The 19,224-nt window shown below is 72.2% G+C and carries 24 protein-coding genes; 12 read left to right on the forward strand and 12 right to left on the reverse strand.

Annotation, left to right across the window (positions count from 1 at the left end):
- Positions 1 to 27: 27 nt before the first annotated feature.
- A complete protein-coding gene (locus JWN97_RS17270) occupies positions 28 to 600 on the forward strand; it encodes a DUF664 domain-containing protein (protein WP_297625484.1) in 573 nt (190 codons plus the stop codon).
- A gap of 7 nt (positions 601 to 607) precedes the next feature.
- Here the strand turns inward: JWN97_RS17270 and JWN97_RS17275 are convergent, their stop codons facing one another.
- Positions 608 to 1,540, reverse strand: a complete 933-nt coding sequence (locus JWN97_RS17275; RefSeq protein ID WP_297625487.1) for an MBL fold metallo-hydrolase — start codon at positions 1,538 to 1,540, stop codon at positions 608 to 610.
- A gap of 85 nt (positions 1,541 to 1,625) precedes the next feature.
- Here JWN97_RS17275 and JWN97_RS17280 point away from each other — a divergent pair, with 85 nt between their 5' ends.
- Both JWN97_RS17280 and JWN97_RS17285 read left to right on the forward strand, forming a co-directional pair.
- Entirely contained in the window at positions 1,626 to 1,763 is a 138-nt protein-coding gene (locus JWN97_RS17280) for a hypothetical protein (RefSeq protein ID WP_297625490.1), read from the forward strand.
- A gap of 78 nt (positions 1,764 to 1,841) precedes the next feature.
- Positions 1,842 to 1,994 (forward strand): hypothetical protein, encoded by a 153-nt coding sequence (locus JWN97_RS17285; protein WP_297625493.1) that lies wholly within the window; start codon positions 1,842 to 1,844, stop codon positions 1,992 to 1,994.
- 4 nt (positions 1,995 to 1,998) lie between these two features.
- Here the strand turns inward: JWN97_RS17285 and JWN97_RS17290 are convergent, their stop codons facing one another.
- The gene (locus JWN97_RS17290) at positions 1,999 to 2,208 is read right to left on the reverse strand and encodes a hypothetical protein (RefSeq protein WP_297625497.1); all 210 of its coding nucleotides are present in this window, start codon (positions 2,206 to 2,208) and stop codon (positions 1,999 to 2,001) included.
- Positions 2,209 to 2,314: 106 nt separating this feature from the next.
- Here JWN97_RS17290 and JWN97_RS17295 point away from each other — a divergent pair, with 106 nt between their 5' ends.
- A complete protein-coding gene (locus JWN97_RS17295; RefSeq protein ID WP_297625500.1) occupies positions 2,315 to 2,692 on the forward strand; it encodes a DUF1304 domain-containing protein in 378 nt (125 codons plus the stop codon).
- A 19-nt stretch (positions 2,693 to 2,711) separates the two neighbouring features.
- On the opposite strand, the gene JWN97_RS17300 is transcribed toward JWN97_RS17295, so the two are convergent.
- From JWN97_RS17300 to JWN97_RS17320, 5 genes are all read right to left on the reverse strand, one after another.
- Positions 2,712 to 4,370, reverse strand: a complete 1,659-nt coding sequence (locus JWN97_RS17300) for an NAD(P)/FAD-dependent oxidoreductase (RefSeq protein WP_297625502.1) — start codon at positions 4,368 to 4,370, stop codon at positions 2,712 to 2,714.
- 72 nt (positions 4,371 to 4,442) lie between these two features.
- Positions 4,443 to 6,287, reverse strand: a complete 1,845-nt coding sequence (locus JWN97_RS17305; RefSeq protein WP_297625505.1) for a Na+/H+ antiporter — start codon at positions 6,285 to 6,287, stop codon at positions 4,443 to 4,445.
- A gap of 47 nt (positions 6,288 to 6,334) precedes the next feature.
- Positions 6,335 to 6,886 carry a dihydrofolate reductase family protein gene (locus JWN97_RS17310; protein WP_297625508.1) on the reverse strand — a complete coding sequence of 184 codons (552 nt, stop codon included), beginning with the start codon at positions 6,884 to 6,886 and terminating at the stop codon, positions 6,335 to 6,337.
- A 32-nt stretch (positions 6,887 to 6,918) separates the two neighbouring features.
- Positions 6,919 to 7,407, reverse strand: coding sequence for an SRPBCC domain-containing protein (locus tag JWN97_RS17315; RefSeq protein WP_297625511.1), 489 nt, complete (start codon positions 7,405 to 7,407; stop codon positions 6,919 to 6,921).
- Positions 7,408 to 7,412: 5 nt separating this feature from the next.
- Positions 7,413 to 7,787: a metalloregulator ArsR/SmtB family transcription factor gene (locus tag JWN97_RS17320; RefSeq protein ID WP_297625514.1), complete on the reverse strand. Its 375-nt coding sequence runs from the start codon at positions 7,785 to 7,787 to the stop codon at positions 7,413 to 7,415.
- Positions 7,788 to 7,974: 187 nt separating this feature from the next.
- On the opposite strand from JWN97_RS17320, the gene JWN97_RS17325 reads away from it, so the two are divergent.
- Positions 7,975 to 8,871, forward strand: coding sequence for a serine/threonine-protein kinase (locus tag JWN97_RS17325; RefSeq protein ID WP_297625517.1), 897 nt, complete (start codon positions 7,975 to 7,977; stop codon positions 8,869 to 8,871).
- A gap of 7 nt (positions 8,872 to 8,878) precedes the next feature.
- Here JWN97_RS17325 and JWN97_RS17330 read toward each other — a convergent pair whose 3' ends face one another.
- Entirely contained in the window at positions 8,879 to 9,562 is a 684-nt protein-coding gene (locus tag JWN97_RS17330; protein ID WP_297625520.1) for an alpha/beta hydrolase, read from the reverse strand.
- A 94-nt stretch (positions 9,563 to 9,656) separates the two neighbouring features.
- Here JWN97_RS17330 and JWN97_RS17335 point away from each other — a divergent pair, with 94 nt between their 5' ends.
- Positions 9,657 to 10,616 carry a WYL domain-containing protein gene (locus tag JWN97_RS17335; protein ID WP_297625523.1) on the forward strand — a complete coding sequence of 320 codons (960 nt, stop codon included), beginning with the start codon at positions 9,657 to 9,659 and terminating at the stop codon, positions 10,614 to 10,616.
- Here JWN97_RS17335 and JWN97_RS17340 read toward each other — a convergent pair.
- The gene (locus tag JWN97_RS17340) at positions 10,606 to 11,238 is read right to left on the reverse strand and encodes a hypothetical protein (RefSeq protein ID WP_297625526.1); all 633 of its coding nucleotides are present in this window, start codon (positions 11,236 to 11,238) and stop codon (positions 10,606 to 10,608) included. The genes JWN97_RS17335 and JWN97_RS17340 overlap by 11 nt on opposite strands.
- Positions 11,239 to 11,288: 50 nt before the next feature.
- Here JWN97_RS17340 and JWN97_RS17345 point away from each other — a divergent pair, with 50 nt between their 5' ends.
- Entirely contained in the window at positions 11,289 to 11,459 is a 171-nt protein-coding gene (locus JWN97_RS17345; protein ID WP_297625529.1) for a hypothetical protein, read from the forward strand.
- Here the strand turns inward: JWN97_RS17345 and JWN97_RS17350 are convergent.
- Positions 11,456 to 12,055 carry a LysE/ArgO family amino acid transporter gene (locus tag JWN97_RS17350; RefSeq protein ID WP_297625531.1) on the reverse strand — a complete coding sequence of 200 codons (600 nt, stop codon included), beginning with the start codon at positions 12,053 to 12,055 and terminating at the stop codon, positions 11,456 to 11,458. The genes JWN97_RS17345 and JWN97_RS17350 overlap by 4 nt on opposite strands.
- A gap of 119 nt (positions 12,056 to 12,174) precedes the next feature.
- Here JWN97_RS17350 and JWN97_RS17355 point away from each other — a divergent pair, with 119 nt between their 5' ends.
- The 3 genes from JWN97_RS17355 to JWN97_RS17365 all read left to right on the forward strand — a co-directional run bounded on the left by JWN97_RS17355 (position 12,175) and on the right by JWN97_RS17365 (position 16,304).
- Positions 12,175 to 12,954 (forward strand): ABC transporter ATP-binding protein, encoded by a 780-nt coding sequence (locus JWN97_RS17355; RefSeq protein ID WP_297625534.1) that lies wholly within the window; start codon positions 12,175 to 12,177, stop codon positions 12,952 to 12,954.
- Between the two features lies 1 nt (position 12,955).
- Positions 12,956 to 15,508 (forward strand): ABC transporter permease, encoded by a 2,553-nt coding sequence (locus JWN97_RS17360; RefSeq protein WP_297625537.1) that lies wholly within the window; start codon positions 12,956 to 12,958, stop codon positions 15,506 to 15,508.
- Between the two features lie 100 nt (positions 15,509 to 15,608).
- Positions 15,609 to 16,304 (forward strand): hypothetical protein, encoded by a 696-nt coding sequence (locus tag JWN97_RS17365; RefSeq protein WP_297625540.1) that lies wholly within the window; start codon positions 15,609 to 15,611, stop codon positions 16,302 to 16,304.
- Positions 16,305 to 16,311: 7 nt separating this feature from the next.
- Here the strand turns inward: JWN97_RS17365 and JWN97_RS17370 are convergent, their stop codons facing one another.
- Entirely contained in the window at positions 16,312 to 17,370 is a 1,059-nt protein-coding gene (locus JWN97_RS17370) for a DNA polymerase IV (RefSeq protein ID WP_297625542.1), read from the reverse strand.
- 46 nt (positions 17,371 to 17,416) lie between these two features.
- Here JWN97_RS17370 and JWN97_RS17375 point away from each other — a divergent pair, with 46 nt between their 5' ends.
- The gene (locus JWN97_RS17375) at positions 17,417 to 17,632 is read left to right on the forward strand and encodes a hypothetical protein (RefSeq protein WP_297625545.1); all 216 of its coding nucleotides are present in this window, start codon (positions 17,417 to 17,419) and stop codon (positions 17,630 to 17,632) included.
- 115 nt (positions 17,633 to 17,747) lie between these two features.
- Positions 17,748 to 17,990 (forward strand): hypothetical protein, encoded by a 243-nt coding sequence (locus JWN97_RS17380; RefSeq protein WP_297625549.1) that lies wholly within the window; start codon positions 17,748 to 17,750, stop codon positions 17,988 to 17,990.
- Positions 17,991 to 17,996: 6 nt separating this feature from the next.
- Here JWN97_RS17380 and JWN97_RS17385 read toward each other — a convergent pair whose 3' ends face one another.
- Positions 17,997 to 19,199, reverse strand: a complete 1,203-nt coding sequence (locus tag JWN97_RS17385) for a cysteine desulfurase-like protein (protein ID WP_297625552.1) — start codon at positions 19,197 to 19,199, stop codon at positions 17,997 to 17,999.
- Positions 19,200 to 19,224: the final 25 nt, after the last annotated feature.

Below are 19,224 nucleotides of genomic sequence, written 5' to 3' on the forward strand. Positions count from 1 at the left end.
TCCGGTAGCGGGTCTAGCGTCGTCGCCATGGCTGCTGACCGCACCGACACCTGGGTCCCTCCGCCCTGGGAGCCTCCCCTCGCCGGCACCGAGGCCGAGCACCTGCTCGGGGCGCTGGGGCGGCTCCGCACCACCCTCCGCTGGAAGGCCGACGGTCTCGACGAGGCCGGGCTGCGCCACCGCATCAGCTCCTCGAACCTCTCGCTCGGCGGACTGCTGCTCCACCTGGCGATGGGCGAGGACTACTACCTCACGACCAAGCTGCGCGGCGAGGAGCTCGTCGAGCCGTGGCGCTCGCTCGGCCACGACGGCACCGACGAGTGGGAGTTCACCACCGAGAGCCTCTCCGCGGCGCAGACGTACGACGTCTTCGACGCGGCGGTCCGCCGCAACGAGGCGCGCATCGAGGCCGCGCTCGCCGAGGGCGGGTTGGGCCTGGTCGCGCACGTCGACGACGGCAACGGCAACCACCCGAGCCTGCGCCGCCTGCTGTGCGACCTGCTCGAGGAGTACGGCCGCCACACCGGCCACGCCGACCTGCTGCGCGAGGCGGTCGACGGCCGCGTCGGCGAGGACCCGCCGGACGACTGGGCCCCCTGAGTCCGGCTCAGGACAGGCCCGACCACGGGTCCTCGCGCCGCCACAGCGTCGGGAGGTGGAGCGCGACGCCCTGCGCCCGGGCCAGCTCGCCGAGGACCCGCATGGTGACGCCGAGGTCGTCGCCGGCGTGGGGGAGGGCCCGCAGCGGGAGGTCGAGGCCGCGGAAGAAGTCGTCCCAGTGGGTCAACACCACCCGGCGAGCACCGACGGCCTCGACGGTCTCGGCCCAGTAGGCACGGATGTAGCCCTCGTCCATCACCCCGAGCTGACCGATGCCGAGGTAGGCCACCTCGGCCCGTCGTCCGGCCAGGGCGCCCTCGACGAAACCGGCGCTGCCCTGCAGCAACGCCGTACGGCCGCTGGCGTGCTCGACGAGGATCGACCAGGCCTGGCCGCACCGGTAGGCACCCGTCCTCACCGGCGGCACCACCGGCTCGTCGATGGTGCCCGGGAAGCGGTCGGGCGGGCAGTGCGAGGACTCGACGTGGGTGAGGGTGAAGGCCCCGAAGGCCTGCGGCCGGCCCGGGGTCACGAGGGCGATGCGGGTCGGGTCCAGCCCGGCGCCGCGACCGACGTTGGCCGCCGACTCCCCGCCGACGAGCACCGCCCCCGTCTGCGCGGCGACGACGGCCGAGTCCATGACGTGGTCGAAGTGGGTGTGGACCGGCGCGACGGCATCGAGGCGACGTCCGCCCGGCCCGAACCCGAGCCGGTCGAGCGCGGCATCGATCCTGGCGGCGTCTGGGGCGAGCCGCCCCAGGAGCACGGTCGGGAGGGACGGCCGGGAGAAGAAGCCGTCGGTCATCACGGCGCTCTCGCCGTCGTCGACCAGCAGGCTCGCGACCCCGAGGAACGTCACCGCGAGACCGCCGTCGGCGGCGGGCACGTCGAAGCGGTCGGCGTACTGCTGCAGGTCGGGGCGGCCGAGCTTGAGTCGCATGCGCGACAGCCTAGGGAGACCGCGCGGTTTGCCGGGTGCCGCAGAAGGGCATCCACAGGGCATGTCGACCTGCCAGGGTGGGTGCGTGAGGTCGGACCGTGGTGTGCTCGCCGCGGCGCTGCTGGCGCTCTCCGCGTGCTCGTCGGGCGACCCGACGGACCCCGCCACCGGTGGGGCCGGCGCCCAGGGCAAGGTCCGGACCTTCGACAAGCCCGGTGGGTGACGTGCCTGGTCCGGAGGGCTTCGCCTACGAGGTGCGCGGCGGCGAGGTCGTGATCAGCCACACGGCCGTCGTGCGACGGTGCTGCGCGGGAGTGCTGCCCACCGCTTCCTCGCCGACGTCGAGGACGGCGACGAGGCAGACGGGCAGGAGCTGATGGCGCGCGTCACCGGCAACTACCGCCGCGGCAACGAGCGGACGGCGAAGAACCACCCGCGCAACGCGGGTCGCTGACCACCTACTTCGACGGCTCCGGGGTGTCGACGTCGGCGCACTTCACCTTGGGGTTGATCCCGGTGTAGTTGAGGGGTCCCGCCACGATGTTGAGCGCGATGTCGCTCGCCTCGGAACAGTTGGTGTCCGTGTCGTCGAAGTAGCCGCGCTGGAAGGCGGCGAAGGCGCCGATCACCAGCCAGATCACCAGCACGATGCCGATCAGTCGTCCCATGGAGGGCCTCCTCGTGTCGTCCGGCCGGGTGGCCAGTGTTCGATCATGCGCACGTTCAGACCGCCGCTGCCACCCACCCAGGGGTGTCCGGCCCTAGTCTCGGCCCATGACGATCTTCGCTGTCGGGTTCGCGGTGCTGGCCGCGGCGCTGCACGTCTACATCTTCGTGCTCGAGTCCTTCCGCTGGACCGAACCGTCGACGCGCAAGACCTTCGGGGTCTCCGAGGCGGATGCCCGGGTGCTGGCGCCGATGGCCTACAACCAGGGCTTCTACAACCTCTTCCTGGCCATCGTCACCCTCGTCGGCGTCGCGATGCTCAGGACCGAGCACGTCGGCGGCTCGGCGCTGGCCCTGGCCGGCACCGGCTCGATGCTCGCCGCCGCGATCGTCCTGGTCACCCACGACCGCACCATGGTCCGCGCCGCCCTGACCCAGGGGACGCTGCCCGCGCTCGCGGTACTGTTCCTGCTGCTGGAGCTCTGACCCGAGGGCGCCGACCCCGCTAGGCGAGGTAGGTGTGCACCTGGGAGACCACGGACGCGCCCTCACCGGTGGCGGAGGCGACCCGCTTCATCGAGCCCGAGCGGATGTCGCCGATCGCGAAGATGCCGGGCAGGGTCGTGGCCAGGTCGACCGGTGGCAGGTCGTCGGCCCAGTGCTCGCGCGGGATGTCGCGGCCGGTGAGGACGAAGCCGTTGGTGTCGAGCACCACCGACTCGGGGAGCCAGCCGCACTCGGGCACGGCCCCGAGGAGGAGGAAGAGGCCGCGCGCCTCGACCCGCTCGTGCGTGCCGCTGCCCACGTCCTCCATGTCGAGCCACGCCAGGTGCCCGACGTCGTCCGGGCCGCCGTCGACGACCCGCGTCGAGCCGCGCACGGTGATCCGCGGGTTCCACTCGATCTCGTTGATGAGGTACGACGACATGGTGGCGGTCAGGTCCGGTCGGCGTACGACGAGGGTGACGCTGCTCGCGAAGCGGGCGGCGTGGACGGCGGCCTGCCCGGCGGAGTTGCCGCCGCCCACGATGACCACGTGGTCGCCGGCGAGCTCGCGCGCGGCGGCCATCGCGGCGCCGTAGTAGACGCCGCGGCCGACCAGCTCCTCGAGCGAGTCGACGCCGAGGCGGCGGTAGGTGACGCCGGTGGCGACGAGCACGGTCCGGGCGTGCACGTCGCCGCCCTCGGTGTGCACGACGTGGGCCCCACCGTCCGTCGCCGGCGTCACTGCGGTGGCCGGCCAGCCGGTGAAGAACCGCGTGCCGAACCGCAGCGCCTGGCCGCGGGCCCGCTGGGCGAGCCGCATGCCGGAGATCCCACGAGGGAAGCCGAGGTAGTTGCGGATCATCGAGCTGGTGCCCGCCTGGCCGCCGATGGCCTCGGCCTCGAGGCAGACGGTCGAGAGGCCCTCGCTGGAGGCGTACACGCTGGCGGCGAGACCGGCCGGACCGGCGCCGACCACGAGCAGGTCGACCACCTCGTCGAGCTCGATGTCGTCGGGCCGGCCGTAGAGCTGGTGGGCGAGCGCCCGCACGCTCGGGCAGTGGCCGCACCACCCGACGAGCGAGGACACCACCGGCCATCGCCCCTCGTCCTCGGGGCAGTTCTCCATGACCGCGCGGCCGATCTCGCTGTCGGGGTGGTGCACGCCGGCCGGCAGGCCCACCCGGCTCAGGTAGTCGAGCAGCTCGCGGGTCAGCGCGTCCTTCTCAGGGGTGATGATCCGGACGTTCTCGACCACGGGGGTCGCGACGGTCGCGTTCCACTCGTTGAGCATCTCGCCGACGGCGCCGTGGAACTCCTCGTCGCGCGGACCCTGCGGCATCAGGAGCAGGGCGTCGACCTTGCCCGCGGCGACCGCGTGTCGGAAGGTCTGGTTGTCCTCGCGGAAACGGCTGATGTGCGACACGATCAGTCGCCGTGCCGTCGGCACGACCTTCCGGGTGCCGCCGATCAGCGCGTAGAGCTTGTCCTGGTCGTGGTCGCTGTCGATGACGAACAGCGCGACCTGGTGGCCCGAGCCCATGAGGTCCTTGGCGGTGGCCTTGGCGGTGACCTCGTCGCCGACCAGGCGGACGTCGTACTCACGCTCGTAGCGCGCGAACGCCTCGCCCAGCTCGACGGCGTGGTGCGCGGAGGCGATGACGATCGCAGGCGCTCCCATGTCACGAGCCTAGTCGTGCGCGAGGAACGAGCGCAGGCGTGGCGAGGGAGGTCGAGCAAGCCCGGTCCGGGCTCAGCCGGTGAGGTTGTGGACGTAGCACCAGCGCCAGGACTCGTCGGGCTCCGCGGACTGCATGACCGGGTGGAGGGTCTCGTGGAAGTGCGCGGTGGCGTGCTTGCCGACCGAGGAGTCGCAGCAGCCGACGTGGCCGCACGCCAGGCACTGCCGCAGCGACACCCATCGGGTGCCGTCGGCCAGGCACCGCGCGCAGGACGGGTCGGCGACCGTCTCGATCGCCGGGTAGGCCTCGAGGTCGTCGCACTGGCGACCGCCGGCGAGCGACAGGGACCCGATGCGAACGCGCTCCGGGGCGTCGGTGCCGGCATCGAGCATCGACTCCTCGATGTCGAGCATCCCGAGCACCTGGCTGACCACATCGGACGGCACCTTGCCCTTGTCGCGGACCAGCAGCACCTTGGCGCGCTCGGCGTCGATCATCTCCCCGCGGATCCGGGCGTAGAGCTCGGACGGCGTCTCCTCGTCCTCCGCCGTGGCGAGCTGCTCCCAGGCGGCGAACGAGCGCTGGTCGAGGCGCGACCGGATCTGGTCGGAGACGCCGTGGTGGTCGTCGTACTCCAGCTCCTCGAGCTTGGCGAGACCGGCGTCGGCGGCCTGCTGGAGGAGCGCGGCCCGGGCCAGCGCGTCCTCGGCCGGGTCGGGTGCGGGCACGTCGAGCAGCCGGGTCAGCAGCGGCAGGGTCAGCCCCTGGAGGAACAGCGTGCCGGCCACCACGGTGAACGCGACGAGCAGCAGCACCTCGCGGTGCGGGGCGTCGTCGGGGATGACGAAGGCGGCGGCCAGGGTGACCACCCCGCGCATCCCGGCCCACCCGATGAGGAAGGTCCACGAGGCCGGCAGCGGGTCGGGGCGCATGCTGCGGAAGAGCCAGGTGAGGAAGACCCAGGCGAGGCGTACGACGATGACGGTGGCGAGCGTGGCACCGCACACCAGCGCTATGTGTCCGGGCGACAGCGTCGAGTCGGCCACGTCGGCGAGGATCCAGTCGAGCTGGAGGCCGATGAGCAGGAAGACCGTGTTCTCCAGGATGAAGGCGACGGTGCGCCACGTGATCCGCTCGGTGATCCGCGACTGCGCGCTCTGGATGATCGGCGCCTTGTGCCCGAGCAGGAGGCCCGCGACCACCACCGAGATCACCCCGGACGCGTGCACCTCCTCGGCGGCGACGAAGGCCGCGAACGGCGTCAGGAAGGAGATCGCGGTGTCCATCAGCGGGTCGGTGACGCGCGTGCGCAGCCAGGCCACGAGCAGGAAGAAGCCGATGCCGATGGCGACTCCGCCGCCGGCGGCGCGGAGGAAGTCCACCCCCACCTCGGTCATCGCGACACCGCCGTAGAGGGCGGCGGTGGCCGTGCGGAGCGCGACGAGCGCGGTGGCGTCGTTGAGCAGCGACTCGCCCTCGAGGATCGTCACCACCCGTCGCGGCAGCCCGATCTTCCGGGCGACGGCCGTCGCGGCGACCGCGTCCGGCGGCGCGACCACCGCACCGATCGCGATCGCGGCCGCCCAGCCGATGCCGGGCACCAGCCACTGCACGACCGCGCCCACCGTCAGGGCGGTGAGCACGACCAGGACCACCGAGAGCCGCAGGATCGAGCCCCGGTTGGCGTTGAAGTCGACCAGCGACGTCTGGATCGCCGCGGCGTAGAGCAGCGGCGGCAGCAGCCCCAGCAGGACCACCTCGGACTCGAGGTGGATGGTCGGCACGCCCGGCACGTACGACGCCGCGGCTCCGACCACGATCAGCAGGAGCGGCGCCGGGAAGCGCAGGCGCTCGCTGACGGCGGTGGCGGCCAGGACGACGGCGGCCATCGAGACGAGCAGCAGGGCGAGCTCCACGCAGTGATTGTCGCGGCTGGCGGTCGATCAGGCCATCGCGTTCACCGTCAGCGGACGACGTCGTAGACCTGCAGCGTGATCCCGTTGGAGTAGGCCGCGTGCTCGGTGAGCGCCAGCCTGGTCTTGTCGCCCTCGGCGAAGAGCCGCTTCCCGCCGCCGAGCAGGAGCGGGAAGACGAGCAGGTGGTAGCGGTCGACCAGCCCGGCGGCGGCCAGGCCCTGGGCGAGGGTGGGGCTGCCGTGGACGTGGATCTCCCCGCCCTCGGTCTGCTTCAGCTCGGCGACCTCGTCGAGGGACCGCAGGACCGAGGTGTTGTTCCACTCCGGGTCCTGCAGCGTCGAGGAGACGACGTACTTGGGCATCGCGTTGTAGCTCGCGAACTCCTCCATCGAGGGCCACACCGGAGCGAACTCGTCGTAGGACTGCCGCCCGATGAGCAGCGCCGTCGCCGCCACGGTCTCGCGGCCCTTGATCTCGTAGGCCGCGGCGTCGAAGTCGACGTCCTTGAAGGTCCAGCCGGCGTGCGGGTGCTCGCCGCCGCCGGGCGAGTCGACGATGCCGTCGAGGCTGATGAACTCGGTGACGACGATGGGACGCATGGGGTGATCCTCTCGGTGGTGACGGGTGTGGGTCAGGAGGCGAGCAGGTCGTCGATCTGGTTGATGGCCTGGGTCGAGCCCTCGACCACGCCCATGCCGAGCACCTTCTGCAGGTCCTCCGCAGATGCGTAGGTCGACCTGTAGGTCGCCCGCGTGCCGTCCGCGGTGGCCGCGAAGTCGAAGGCCTGGGACGACTCGGGCATCTCGGTGTTGGGCTCGAAGCTCTCGTCGCGGGCGAAGCCGTCGCGGAAGGTGAAGCCGCTCGGCTCCTCGACGCCGGTGACCGACCAGTAGGCGTAGAACTTCTGGCCTTCGGGGCTGGTCATGTAGTAGTTCATCCGACCACCGGGAGCCAGCTCGTGGTCGACGAAGGTCGCGGGGTAGCCGGGGGGACCCCACACGCGCTCGAGCTGGCGCGGGTCGGCGTAGACGCCCCACACGCGCTCCACCGGAGCGGCGAAGTCGGCGGTGATGGTCAAGGTGAGGGCGTCGAGGTCGTGCTGGACGTTGGTGACAGGCATGTCGATCAGTCCTTCTCAGTGGTGGTGGGGGTGTCGGTGGAGGTGTCGGTGGCGAGGAGCTCGTCCATGCGGGAGATGCGGCCGCGCCACAGGGCCTCGAGCTCGCTGAGCATCACGCCCACCGAGCGCACGGCCTCCACGTCGCCGCTGGCCAGGGCCTCGCGGCCCTGCCGACGCTTGGTCAGCAGGCCCGCCCGCTCCAGCACGGCGACGTGCTTCTGGACGGCCGCAAAGCTCATGTCGTAGCTCTGCGCCAGCGCCGAGACGGAGTGCTCGCCGGCCAGCACGCGACGCAGGATGTCGCGCCGGGTCCGGTCGGCGAGGGCGTGGAACCAGGCGTCGGCCCGGTCCTCGCTCTCACTGCCGTGGTGCTCGGTCATGGGACAAATGTACAACCATATGGTTGTACGTTGTCAAGGGGTTTCGACCCCTTTCGGGTGCGGCGCGACGGGTGCGTTGGCAGGTAACCTCGCACTGAGGTGCGATCTCTCGCGCCACGTCGCTGAGAGAAGTGGGGCACCCGCGGTGCACAGACTCGTCCAAGGCCTCCGGCTCGGAGGTCGCTACGTGCTGCAGGACCGCATCGCGGCCGGTGGCATGTCCGACGTGTGGCGCGCGGTCGACGACGTCCTCGAGCGCGACGTGGCGGTGAAGGTGATGCGCGCCGACCCCGACAACGAGGAGATCTTCGCCCAGCGCTTCCGCGACGAGGCGCTGCACTCGGCCGCGCTGATGCACGCGAACATCACGACCGTCTTCGACTACGGCGAGGACGACCACCTCACCTTCCTCGTCATGGAGCTGGTGCCCGGCCTGCCGCTCTCGGCGATCATCCGCGAGCAGGGACCCCTGTCACCGGACTCGGTGCGGTCGATCGTCGGGCAGGCCGCGCTGGCGCTCGGCGTCGCCCACGAGGCCCGCGTCGTCCACCGCGACGTCAAGCCCGCCAACATCCTGGTGCGGCCCGATGGCGTGGTGAAGCTGACCGACTTCGGCATCGCCCGCGCGATCGACGCGATCGGCCACACCCGGGTCGGCGAGATGCTCGGCACCCCCAACTACATCAGTCCCGAGCAGGCGCTCGGCGAGCAGGCCACCGGAGCCAGCGACCTCTATGCGCTCGGCGTCGTGGCCCACGAGATGCTCAACGGCCAACGGCCCTTCGACCGGGGCACGCCGATCGCCACTGCGATGTCGCACGTCAACGAGCCGCCGCCGCCGCTCGGCGACCACGTGCCGATCGAGCTGCGCGCGGTCGTCGAGGCGCTGCTGGAGAAGCAGCCGGGAGACCGTCCGGCCAATGCGCGCTCGGTCGCGCAGATGCTGGGCATCGCCGACAACGAGCTGTCCGGGCTCGCCGAGGGACTGGCCACGTCGGTGAGCGGCGAGTACGTCGACGACACCACGACGCCGGTGACCGACCTGCCGACCGTGGCCGCCCGGGCCGACGACCTGCTCGACTAGCGTCCGCTCACCTGCGGGCGTCCTCGTCGATCAGTGCCGCGAGCGCGGCCGGCTGGGTGAACATCGGCCAGTGGCCGGAGTCGATGTCGACGAAGTCCACGCGCGTGGTCTTGGCGAGCTCCGGGATGTCGCCGGCCTCCAGCCACTCCTTGGCCTGCTCCGGGGTGTACTCCGGGCAGACCATCGTCACCGGCACCGCATAGCGGCGCTCGTCGGTGAGGCGGACCGTCCCCTGGGCGATGGCCGCGGGCACGGCGATCGCGCCGGCGGCCACCCGCGCCTTCAGCTCGGGCGACATGTCGTCGGAGTCCGGGCCCTCGAAGGGCTCCCAGCCCGGGAAGGCCACCACGCCGTCGACGGGCTCGAAGAAGCCGAAGTAGGTCTCGCCGTCGCCGTTGGGCATGCCCCCGACCAACGCCACGCGGGTCACCTTCTCCGGGCGGGCGTCCGCCGCGACCCAGGCGAGGGCGCACGCGGCCGAGTGGCCGACCACGAGGGTCGGGCCGTCGGCGGCGTCGACCGCGGACACGATCGCGGCCACCTGGTCGTCGTACGTCGCCTGCACGTTGCCGTCGCCCTGCCCGGGGAGGGTGAGCGCGACGGGACGGTGGCCCAGGCTCTCCAGATGGGGGACGACCTCGTCCCAGGCGGACCCGTCGAGCCACATGCCGGCGATCAGGACGATGTCCATGGTGTTCTCCTCGTTGTCGGGGGGTCGACCCTCATGACCACCCTAGGAGTGGTTCCGGACGCTCTACGTCCGGATCGGGTGGCACCATCGACCCATGAGCGACATCAGCCCCACCGCGCGGGCGCTGCGGGCGCTGGACATCCTCCAGGGCAGGCCGGGGATCACCGCGAGCGAGCTGGCCGAGCGGCTCGGCGTCACCGAACGCGCCGCGCGCCGCTACGTCGCGATCCTGCGCGAGGCCGACATCCCGGTGGAGTCCACGCGCGGTCCCTACGGCGGCTACCGGCTCGGGCGGGGGCTGCGCCTGCCACCCCTGGTGTTCTCCGCGACCGAGGCCCTCGGCCTGGTGATGGCCGCGCTCGACTCCCAGCACGCCGTGGCAGACCCCGACGACCCGGTCGGCTCGGCGCTCGGCAAGATCCTGCGGGTGCTGCCGACCAACGTCGCGCGGCAGGCGGTCACCCTGCGCGAGACGGCGCGCACCGTGCCCGAGCGGTGGCCGGTGAAGCCCGACCCGAGCGTCACCAGCGACCTCGTCGCCGCCGTCGACGCGCAGCGCCGGGTCCGCGTCGGCTACCGCACGGCGGCCGGCAACGCCCGCACCTTCGAGGTCGACCCGTGGTCGGTCGTGGTGCGCTACGGCCGGTGGTACCTCCTCTGCTTCTCCCACCACGCCGACGAGCTGCGGACCTTCCGCGTCGACCGGATCACCGAGGTCACGCTGCTCGAGGAGACCTTCGACGTGCCGGCCGACCTCGACCCCGCGCGCGAGCTGGAGGCCAACCTCGGCAAGGGCTGGGAGTACGACACCCACGTCGTCTTCGACGCGCCGTACGCCGAGGCCCGCCACTGGATCCGGCCGACCCTGGGCGACCTGCGCGAGCTGCCCGACGGCCGCTGCGAGCTGGTCGGCAGCACCAGCAACGCGCAGGCCTACGCCGGTGAGTGGCTGGCCGGCGTCCCGTTCGCGTTCACCGTGGTCGGCGGCGAGGAGCTGCGCACCGCGGTCGCCGAGCTGGGGGCACGGTTCACCCGCGCCGCCGTCAGCCCTTGACCGCGACCTCCTTGCCGAGGCTCCAGCCGTCGGAGATGGGGAGGTAGTCGCCGCTCCAGAACTTGCCGGGGTCGTACCAGGTGGCGCGGCGGTCGTCGCGCAGGATTCCCATCTCGATGTAGCAGGTCGCCACGATCTCGGCGCAGAACGCCGCCTCGGGCGTGACCCGCTGGCCGCGCTTGCGGCGCGGGACGTAGGCGTCGCGCCCGCGCAGCCACCGGGCGCCGAGCTTGGTGAGGCTGGGGAAGGAGACGCCGTCGAGGCGCGCCACGGTGCGCAGCATCCCGTCCTCCTCCTGCTGCCCGATCTCAGGCTCGAGCTGGCGGAGCCAGGCGTCCTGCTCGTACTCCGTCTGCCAGCGCGCCACGGCCTCGCGCAGGTCGTGGAGCTGGACGCCGCGGTGGTGGCCGCCGGTCCACATGTCGACCTGCTTCTTGCCGAGCTCGGCGTGGAAGATCAGCGGCGGGAGGTCGTCGACGACCAGCGCGACGCCGACGTGGTTGACCGGCGAGTTGGTCACCGCACGGATCGCGCGGTCGGGTGCCCGTCGCCCGCGGAACAGCCAGATGTCCCCGCTGCGGGTGAGGTCCACCGCCTGGTCGAGGGTCACGGACGTTGCCATGCGCGGAAGTCTGCACCACGGCTCCCCGGGTGCGGACTAGAGTCGGCGGCATGCGCGTGTGGAAGCTCCTCGGCCTGGCGGGCATCCTGGCCGGTGTCGCCACCGGCGCGGCCGTCGCCCGCGACGAGCGCGTACGCCGTCACTACGACGCCGGCGAGATCCGCGAGCGTCTGCACGCCCGGCACGACGAGGCCGTGGCGCGGGACACGGAGTCGACCTAGCCCACCGCGAGCCGGGCCGCGATCGCCAGCATGACCAGCCCGATCGCGACGTCGAGCACCTGCCAGGCGCGGGGGTTCGCGAGCCGTGGCGCCGCGAGCCGGGCGCCGTACCCGAGACCTGCGAACCAGCCGATGCTCGCCACGCAGGCTCCCAGCGCGAACCACCAGCGGCCGGGGTCGCCGTGGGTCCCGGCGATCGACCCGAGGAGCAGCACGGTGTCGAGGTAGACGTGCGGGTTGAGCCAGGTCAGCGCGACGGCGCGGGCGACGACGCCGGTGCGCGCCTCGACGGCCGCGTCGCCCACGGCGAGCGCCTGCGGGCGACGGGCCCGCCGCAGCGAGGCGATGCCGTAGACGGTGAGGAAGGCGACGCCGAGCCAGCGGATGACCTCGATGGCCCACGGCGCCCGGTCGACGACGACACCGATGCCCGCGACGCCGGCGAGGATCAGGACGAGGTCCGACAGTGCGCAGATCGCCACCACCAGCCCCACGTGGCTGCGGCGCAGGCCCTGCCGGAGCACGAAGGCGTTCTGCGCGCCGATCGCGACGATGAGGGACAGGCCCGTCAGCAGCCCGGCCGCGATGTCACCCACGCGCCCAATCTAGGGTGACGTGGGCCGGCCGGACCCCGGGGCGTCCCTGACGGATGTCAGGGTCGGCTGCGGGCGATATCCCATGGCCGCCCGCTTCGGACCCCTGCGAGACTGGCCCCATGACTGAGCAGCCGACTGGGGAGGCGGCGCACGGCGTCGCCGCAAGCGCACGCGACCTGATCAAGGTCTACGGCAAGGGCGAGGCCGAGGTGCGGGCCCTCGACGGGGTCGACGTCGACCTGATGAAGGGCGAGTTCACCGCCATCATGGGGCCGTCCGGCTCGGGCAAGTCGACGCTCATGCACTGCCTGGCCGCCCTCGACACCCCGACCTCCGGGGAGGCCGTCGTGGACGGCACCTCGCTCGGGAGGCTGAAGGACAAGGACCTCACCACCCTGCGCCGCGAGCGGGTCGGCTTCGTCTTCCAGTCCTTCAACCTCGTGCCGACCCTCAGCGCGGAGGAGAACATCCTCCTGCCGCTCAGCCTCGCCGGTCGCAAGCCCGACCGCGAGTGGTTCGACCAGGTCGTCGACGCCGTCGGCCTGCGTCCCCGCCTCGGCCACCGCCCCAGCGAGATGTCGGGTGGGCAGCAGCAGCGGGTCGCCTGCGCTCGCGCCCTGGTCAGCCAGCCGTCGATCGTCTTCGCCGACGAGCCGACCGGCAACCTCGACTCCACCAGCAGCGCCGAGGTGCTGGGCTTCCTGCGCCGCAGCGTCGACGAGTTCGGCCAGACCGTCGTGATGGTCACGCACGACCCCGTCGCGGCGTCGTACACCGACCGCGTGCTCTTCCTCGCCGACGGCGTGATCGTCGACGAGCTGCGCAGCCCCGACCGCGACCAGATCCTCGCCAAGATGGCGCTCCTGCAGGACCTCGCCATCCAGAAGGCGGCGAGCTGACGTGCTCCTCCTGACCTGGCGCAACCTGCTCGCCCGCAAGGTGCGCCTGCTGATGAGCACGTTGGCGATCGTGCTCGGCATCGGCTTCCTGGCCGGCGTGATGACCTTCAGCACCGGCCTCAACTCGACCTTCGACAACATCGTCAAGGGGTCGACCTCCGACGCCCTGGTGCGCCCCGCGGGTGACGTCCAGGCCGCCAACGCGGGCGTCGGCACCACCCAGGTGATCAGCCCGGAGGACATCGACAAGCTCGGCGCGCTCCCCGAGGTGGCGGCGGCCACCGGCTCCGTCGACGGCGTCGGCTCCTTCCTGCTCGGCAAGGACGACAAGCTGGTCGGCGGCCAGGGAGCCCCGACCCTCGCGTTCAACTACGCGCCCGGCGAGAACATGCAGGGCGAGGAGATCCTCCAGCTCAACGAGGGCGGCTGGCCGGAGAAGCCCGGCGAGATCACCCTCGACTCGTCCTCGGCGGAGCGCGGCTCCTACGAGGTCGGCGACACGGTGACGATGATCGTCCCGACCGGGGAGCCGCGACGGACGTTCACGCTCGTGGGAACCGCGGACTTCAACGGTGGAGGCACGGCCGGCGCCACCCTGGTGCTGCTCGACACCGCCGAGGCGCAGGAGATCTTCCTCGACGGGCAGGACGCCTTCACCAGCGTGGCCCTGACCGCGGCCGACGGTGTCTCGCAGACCGAGCTCGCCGAGGCCGCCGACGCGGTGGCGCCCGCGGGCTTCACCGCCGTCACCGGTGACAAGGTCGTGAAGGAGACCCAGAAGCAGATCGGGCAGTTCCTCGACGTCATCTCGATCTTCCTGACGACCTTCGCGGTGATCGCGATCGTGGTCGGCGCCTTCATCATCTTCAACACCTTCTCGATCCTGGTCTCGCAGCGGGTGCGGGAGTCCGCGCTGCTCCGGGCGCTCGGGGCGAGCAAGAAGCAGGTCACCCGCTCGGTGCTGATCGAGGCCTTCCTGATGGCGGCGGTCGGTTCCACACTGGGCCTGCTCCTGGGGCTGGGGCTGTCGCGGCTCCTGGCCGGCCTCTTCCGCACCTTCGGGCTCGACATCGCCGGCGACGTGCTGACCCTGACGCCCTTCACGATCATCGCCGGCTACGTCGTCGGCATCCTCGTGACGATGGTCGCGGCCTTCGTCCCGGCCCGCAGGGCCGCCAAGGTGCCGCCCGTCGCGGCGATGCGTGACGACCTCGTGGTGCAGGAGAAGGGGATGGGTCGCCGCCTCGTGCTCGGCACCGTCGCCATGGTCGTCGGCGTCGCGCTCGCGGCCGCCGGCCTGGTCGGCGCACCGGGCACCGACGCGATCTGGATCGGTGCCGGCGCGGTGATCTGGGTGATCACCACCGCCGTGCTCGCTCCCGTCCTCGGCAAGCCCGTGCTGGTCGCGTGCCGCGCCGTCTTCGGTCGCCTGTTCGGCACGGCGGGCGTGCTCGCGGGTGAGAACGCGCTGCGCAACCCGCGTCGTACGGGCGCCACCGCCTCGGCGCTGATGATCGGCCTGGCGGTCGTCTCGGCGGTCGGCGTGCTGGCCTCCTCCCTGAGCGCGACCAACGACGCCACGGTGGACGACGCGTTCAAGAGCGACTTCCTCGTGCAGATGCCGACCTTCCAGGGCTTCCCGTCGCAGTACGGCGACCAGATGGAGGACGTCGACGGCGTCGACCTCGTCTCCCGCCAGCAGGGGACGCCGGTGAGCGTCGAGGTCGACGGCAAGCCCGACCAGACCTTCGCGATCGGCGTCGACCCGGGGTTCTTCGAGATCTACGACCTCACGATGGTCGACGGCACGGACTCCATCTCCGGCAACCAGATGCTCCTGAGCCAGGGCCGGGCCGACGACCTGAAGGCGGGTGTCGGCGACACCGTCGACGTGCAGTTCCCCGGCGGGAGGACCATCCCGCTGGAGGTGACGGGTGTCTTCGAGGACACCCCGACCACGGGCGGCATCACCGTCCCGCTGTCCGTGCTGGCCGACGCCGGTCTCAAGCGCAGCGACTCCACGCTCAGCATCACGCTGCAGGACGGTGCCGATCGCGGGGCGGTCCAGCAGGACCTCGAGGACGTGGTGAAGGACCTGCCGATCCTCGCGGTGCAGGACAAGGTGGAGTTCAAGGAGCTGATCAGCGGCCAGGTCAACCAGCTGCTCTACGTGATCTACGGGCTGCTCGCGCTCGCCGTGGTCATCGCGGTCATCGGCATCGTCAACACGCTCGGGCTGAGCGTCCTCGAGCGGACCCGCGAGATCGGGCTGCTGAGGGCGGTCGGACTCTCGCGGCGCAGGCTGCGACTGATGATCACACTCGAGTCCGTGGCGATCGCCCTCCTGGGTGCGGTCCTGGGGATGGTGCTGGGACTGGTCGTCGGCGTCGTGCTGCGCCAGTCGCTCAAGGACGACCTGACCGAGCTCTCGCTGCCCGTCAACAGCCTGCTCGTGTTCCTCGTGGTGGCCGTGATCTTCGGCGTCCTGGCCGCGGTCGTCCCGGCCATCCGGGCCTCGCGGATGAAGGTGCTGGCGGCGATCGCCACCGAGTAGCCGGGGGCGGTCTACCTCTCCACCATCCTCGGCGCCTGGCTGGCCGACCGGCTGATCGGCCCCGTGGCGGGAGTCGACTGAGCACTGGCATGCTCGTCAGGTGATCGAGTCCCTCGGGTGGGGTGCGTTGGCTGCCAGCTCGCTGGTGGTCGGCGCCGTCCTGGGGCTGGTGCGGTCGTGGTCGGACACGCTCGTCGGCCTCGTGCTCGGCTTCGGCGCCGGCGCCCTGATCGCGGGCGTGTCCTTCGAGCTGGCCGAGGAGGGCCTGCGCATCGGTGGGATGTGGCCGGTCGCCATCGGCCTCGCGCTGGGCGGGGCGACGTTCTACCTCGCCAACCGCTGGGTGGAGTCGACGTCCTCCGGAGGGGGTGCAAGCCTGGCGCTGGGTGCCTTCCTCGACGGCATCCCCGAGCAGGCCGTCCTCGGGATAGGCCTGGCCCAGGGCCAGGGTGTCAGCACGGCAATGCTCGTCGCGATCTTCGCCTCGAACCTCCCCGAGGCCATCGGGTCCTCCGCGGACATGCGGTCCGCGGGACGCAGCCCCCGCCAGGTGATGGGGCTGTGGGCGGCGGTGGCGGCCGCCTGCGCCCTGGCGACCACCGGCGGCTTCCTCGCCGCCGACGCCGTGTCGAACAGCACCAGCGCGCTGGTCGACGGCTTCGCCGCGGGCGCCCTGCTCACCATGCTGATCGACTCGATGGTCCCCGAGGCCAAGGACAGGGCGAAGGACCTGGCCGGCCTGGCGACGGTGGCCGGGTTCGCCCTCGCCGCCGGGCTGTCGTTGCTGGGCCAGTAGCCGAGAGTCAGTAGCCGCCCTCGGGCGGCACCATCTCGCCGCGGACCCCGAGCAGCCGCACGGGTCGCTGGTCGTCGAGCGCGAGGTAGAGCTCGTAGGCCGTCCGCGCGACGACCTCGACGTCGTAGGTCGGTGCGGCGAGCTTGCGCACCTTGGTGAAGGTGAAGAAGGGCGCGAAGCGGATCTTGAGGTGCACCCGCTGCACCGCGCGCTCCTCACGGCGTACGTCGTCCACGACCCGCGCCGCGAGGTCGGCCAGCGCGGCGTGCACCTCGTCGGGTGTGGTGAGGTCGGCCTGGTAGGTCGTCTCGCGTCCGTGGGCGCGGGCGACCCACGGGGTGTCGTCGGGCGTGGTGCGGCCGCCGCCGCGACCGAGTCGCCCGAGGTGCGCGCCGCTGGCGGGGCCGAACGCGGCGACCAGAGCCTCCTCGTCGGCCGCGGCGAGGTCGGCGACGGTGCGGATGCCGATCGCCTCGAGCCGCGCGGCGATCTTGCTCCCGACGCCCCAGAGCGCGGTGGTCGGGCGGTGTCCCATCACCTCCATCCAGTTGTCGCGGGTGAGCCGGAACGTGCCCTGCGGCTTGCCGAAGTCGGTCGCGATCTTGGCGCGCACCAGGGAGTCGCCGATGCCGATGGAGCAGTGCAGGTCGGTCGCCTCGAGCACCGCCGCCTGGATCGCCCGCGCCGCGGCCAGCGGGTCGTCGGTCTCGATGCCGACGAACGCCTCGTCCCAGCCGAGCACCTCGACCACGGCGCCCGGCGTCGCGCGCAGCGTCTCCATCACCCGCGCCGAGGCGGCCTCGTAGACCGGGAAGTCGACCGGCAGGAAGACGGCGTCGGGGGAGCGGCGCTTGGCGATCTTGAGCGCCAGCCCCGAGCGCACGCCGTGCGCGCGTGCTTCGTAGGACGCCGTCGAGACGACCGCGCGCTCGGTCGGGTCGCCCCGGCCACCGACCACGACCGGCCGGCCGACGAGCTCGGGGCGGCGCAGCAGCTCGACGGCGACGAGGAACTGGTCCATGTCGACGTGGAGCACCCAGTGCTGCCGCTCGCCCGGTTGGCTCACCCGCCCATTGTGGCCGAGAGGTCCGACAGCGCCGGCCGACCTGCGGATGGCCTACTCCGAGCTGGTGGTCGGTCGGCACCGGGCGCAGGCCCAGCTCGAGGCGGCACGGGCCGAGACGGCGGCGCTGCGGTCGCTGGCCAACGGCGCCAAGCTCCTCGACGACCACCCGTCGCTCGCACAGCTGCGGCTGGTCCAGGCGCTGCCGCCCGGCTCGCGGGTCGAGCTGGTGCAGCCGGGGCGCGGGTCGGCCCGCGAGGACTGATCCGGCGACATCGTGGAGCTCCGGTGCTGGACATCGGCACCGGAGCTCCACGATCTGTCTCCACCCACCTCTGCGGGCGGGTCGGCGCCTCGCCGTGCGGCGTACGGTCGAGAGCATGACCAGCGACGAGCAGACCGCCCCCGACGCCTACGCCGAGCACCCGGAGGACTCCGCCTTCCCCGGCGCGGGTGAGCGGGTCAGCGACGACGACCGGCAGCGGGCCCTCGACGCCGAGCCCGAGGGCAACGCGACGGTCGGGGACATGGTCGACACCGACGACGTCGACTCGAGCGCCCACGAGTCCGGAGCGGGTTCGGACGAGGTGGCCGAGCAGGCCGAGGGCCGACCGGTCGACTGAGCGGACTCAGGCCAGGAAGTCCGTCAGCCCCTCGAGCAGCCGGTCCACGTCGGCGTCGTCGGTGTAGGCCGCGAGCCCGATGCGCAGCCCCGAGTCGACCGGCAGCCGCAGCGCGCGGAAGGTCTCGTAGGCGTAGAACGTGCCGGCCGGCACGAGCACGTCGCGCTTCGCCAGGGCGTCGTACGCGTCCACGGGCAGGTGGTCGCGCAGGGTGAGGAAGAGCGTCGAGGTGCGGTCGGCGGCGCGCGAGTGGAGCGTGAGGCGGTCGCCGAGGTCGACCAGGCCCTCCTCGAGACGTCCGCGCAGGCGGAGCTCGTGGTCGGCGACGAGGGCGTACGCCGCCACCAGCCGGTCGCGGCGGGAGCCACCCTCCGGCGCCAGGCCGGCGATCAGGTCGATCGCCGCGGTGACCCCGGCGAGCATCTCGTAGGGGAGCGTGCCCAGCTCGAACCGCTCGGGCACCGCGTCGGTCGACGGCACGAGCTTGTCGGGGCGCAGGGTCTCCAGCAGCGCGGGATCGGCGACGAGCGCGGCGCAGTGCGGGCCGAAGAACTTGTAGGGCGAGCAGACCATCAGGTCCGCCCCCACGGCCGCGAGGTCGGGCGCCGCGTGGGCGGCGTGGTGCACCCCGTCGACGTAGACAAGTGCGCCGACCTCGTGCGCGCGACGGGCGACGCTGGCGACCGGCGGTCGCGTGCCGAGCAGGTTGGAGGCGGCGGTCAGCGCGACGACCCGGGTGCGCTCGTTGACGACCTCGTCGAGGTCGGAGAGATCGAGCTCCGCGGTCGCCGGGTCGAGCCGCAGCCACCGCACGGTGACCCCGGCGCGCTCGGCGGCCTGGACCCATGGGCGCACGTTGGAGTCGTGGTCGAGCTGGCAGAGGACGACCCCGTCACCGGCCGCCCACGTCTTCGCGAGGGTGCGGGAGAAGTCGTACGTCAGCTGCGTCGCGCTGCGGCCGTGGACCACGCCCTCGGGGACGCCACCCATCAGGTCGGCCACCGCCGAGCGGAACTCGCCGACGGCCTGCTCCGCGTGGCGCTGGCTGACGAGCGCCGCGCCGCGCTGTGACAGGGGACCGGTGAGCGTCCGGGCGATCGCCTCGCCCACCACGGCCGGGGTCTGGGTCCCGCCGGGGTTGTCGAAGTGCGCGATGCCGGAGGCGAGCGACGGGAACTCGGCGCGGAAGGAGCAGACGTCGAAGGGCATGCGGGTCCTCGTCTGGTCGGGAGTG

The sequence above is a fragment of the Nocardioides sp. genome (genome assembly GCF_025965415.1).
Lineage (GTDB): Bacteria > Actinomycetota > Actinomycetes > Propionibacteriales > Nocardioidaceae > Nocardioides.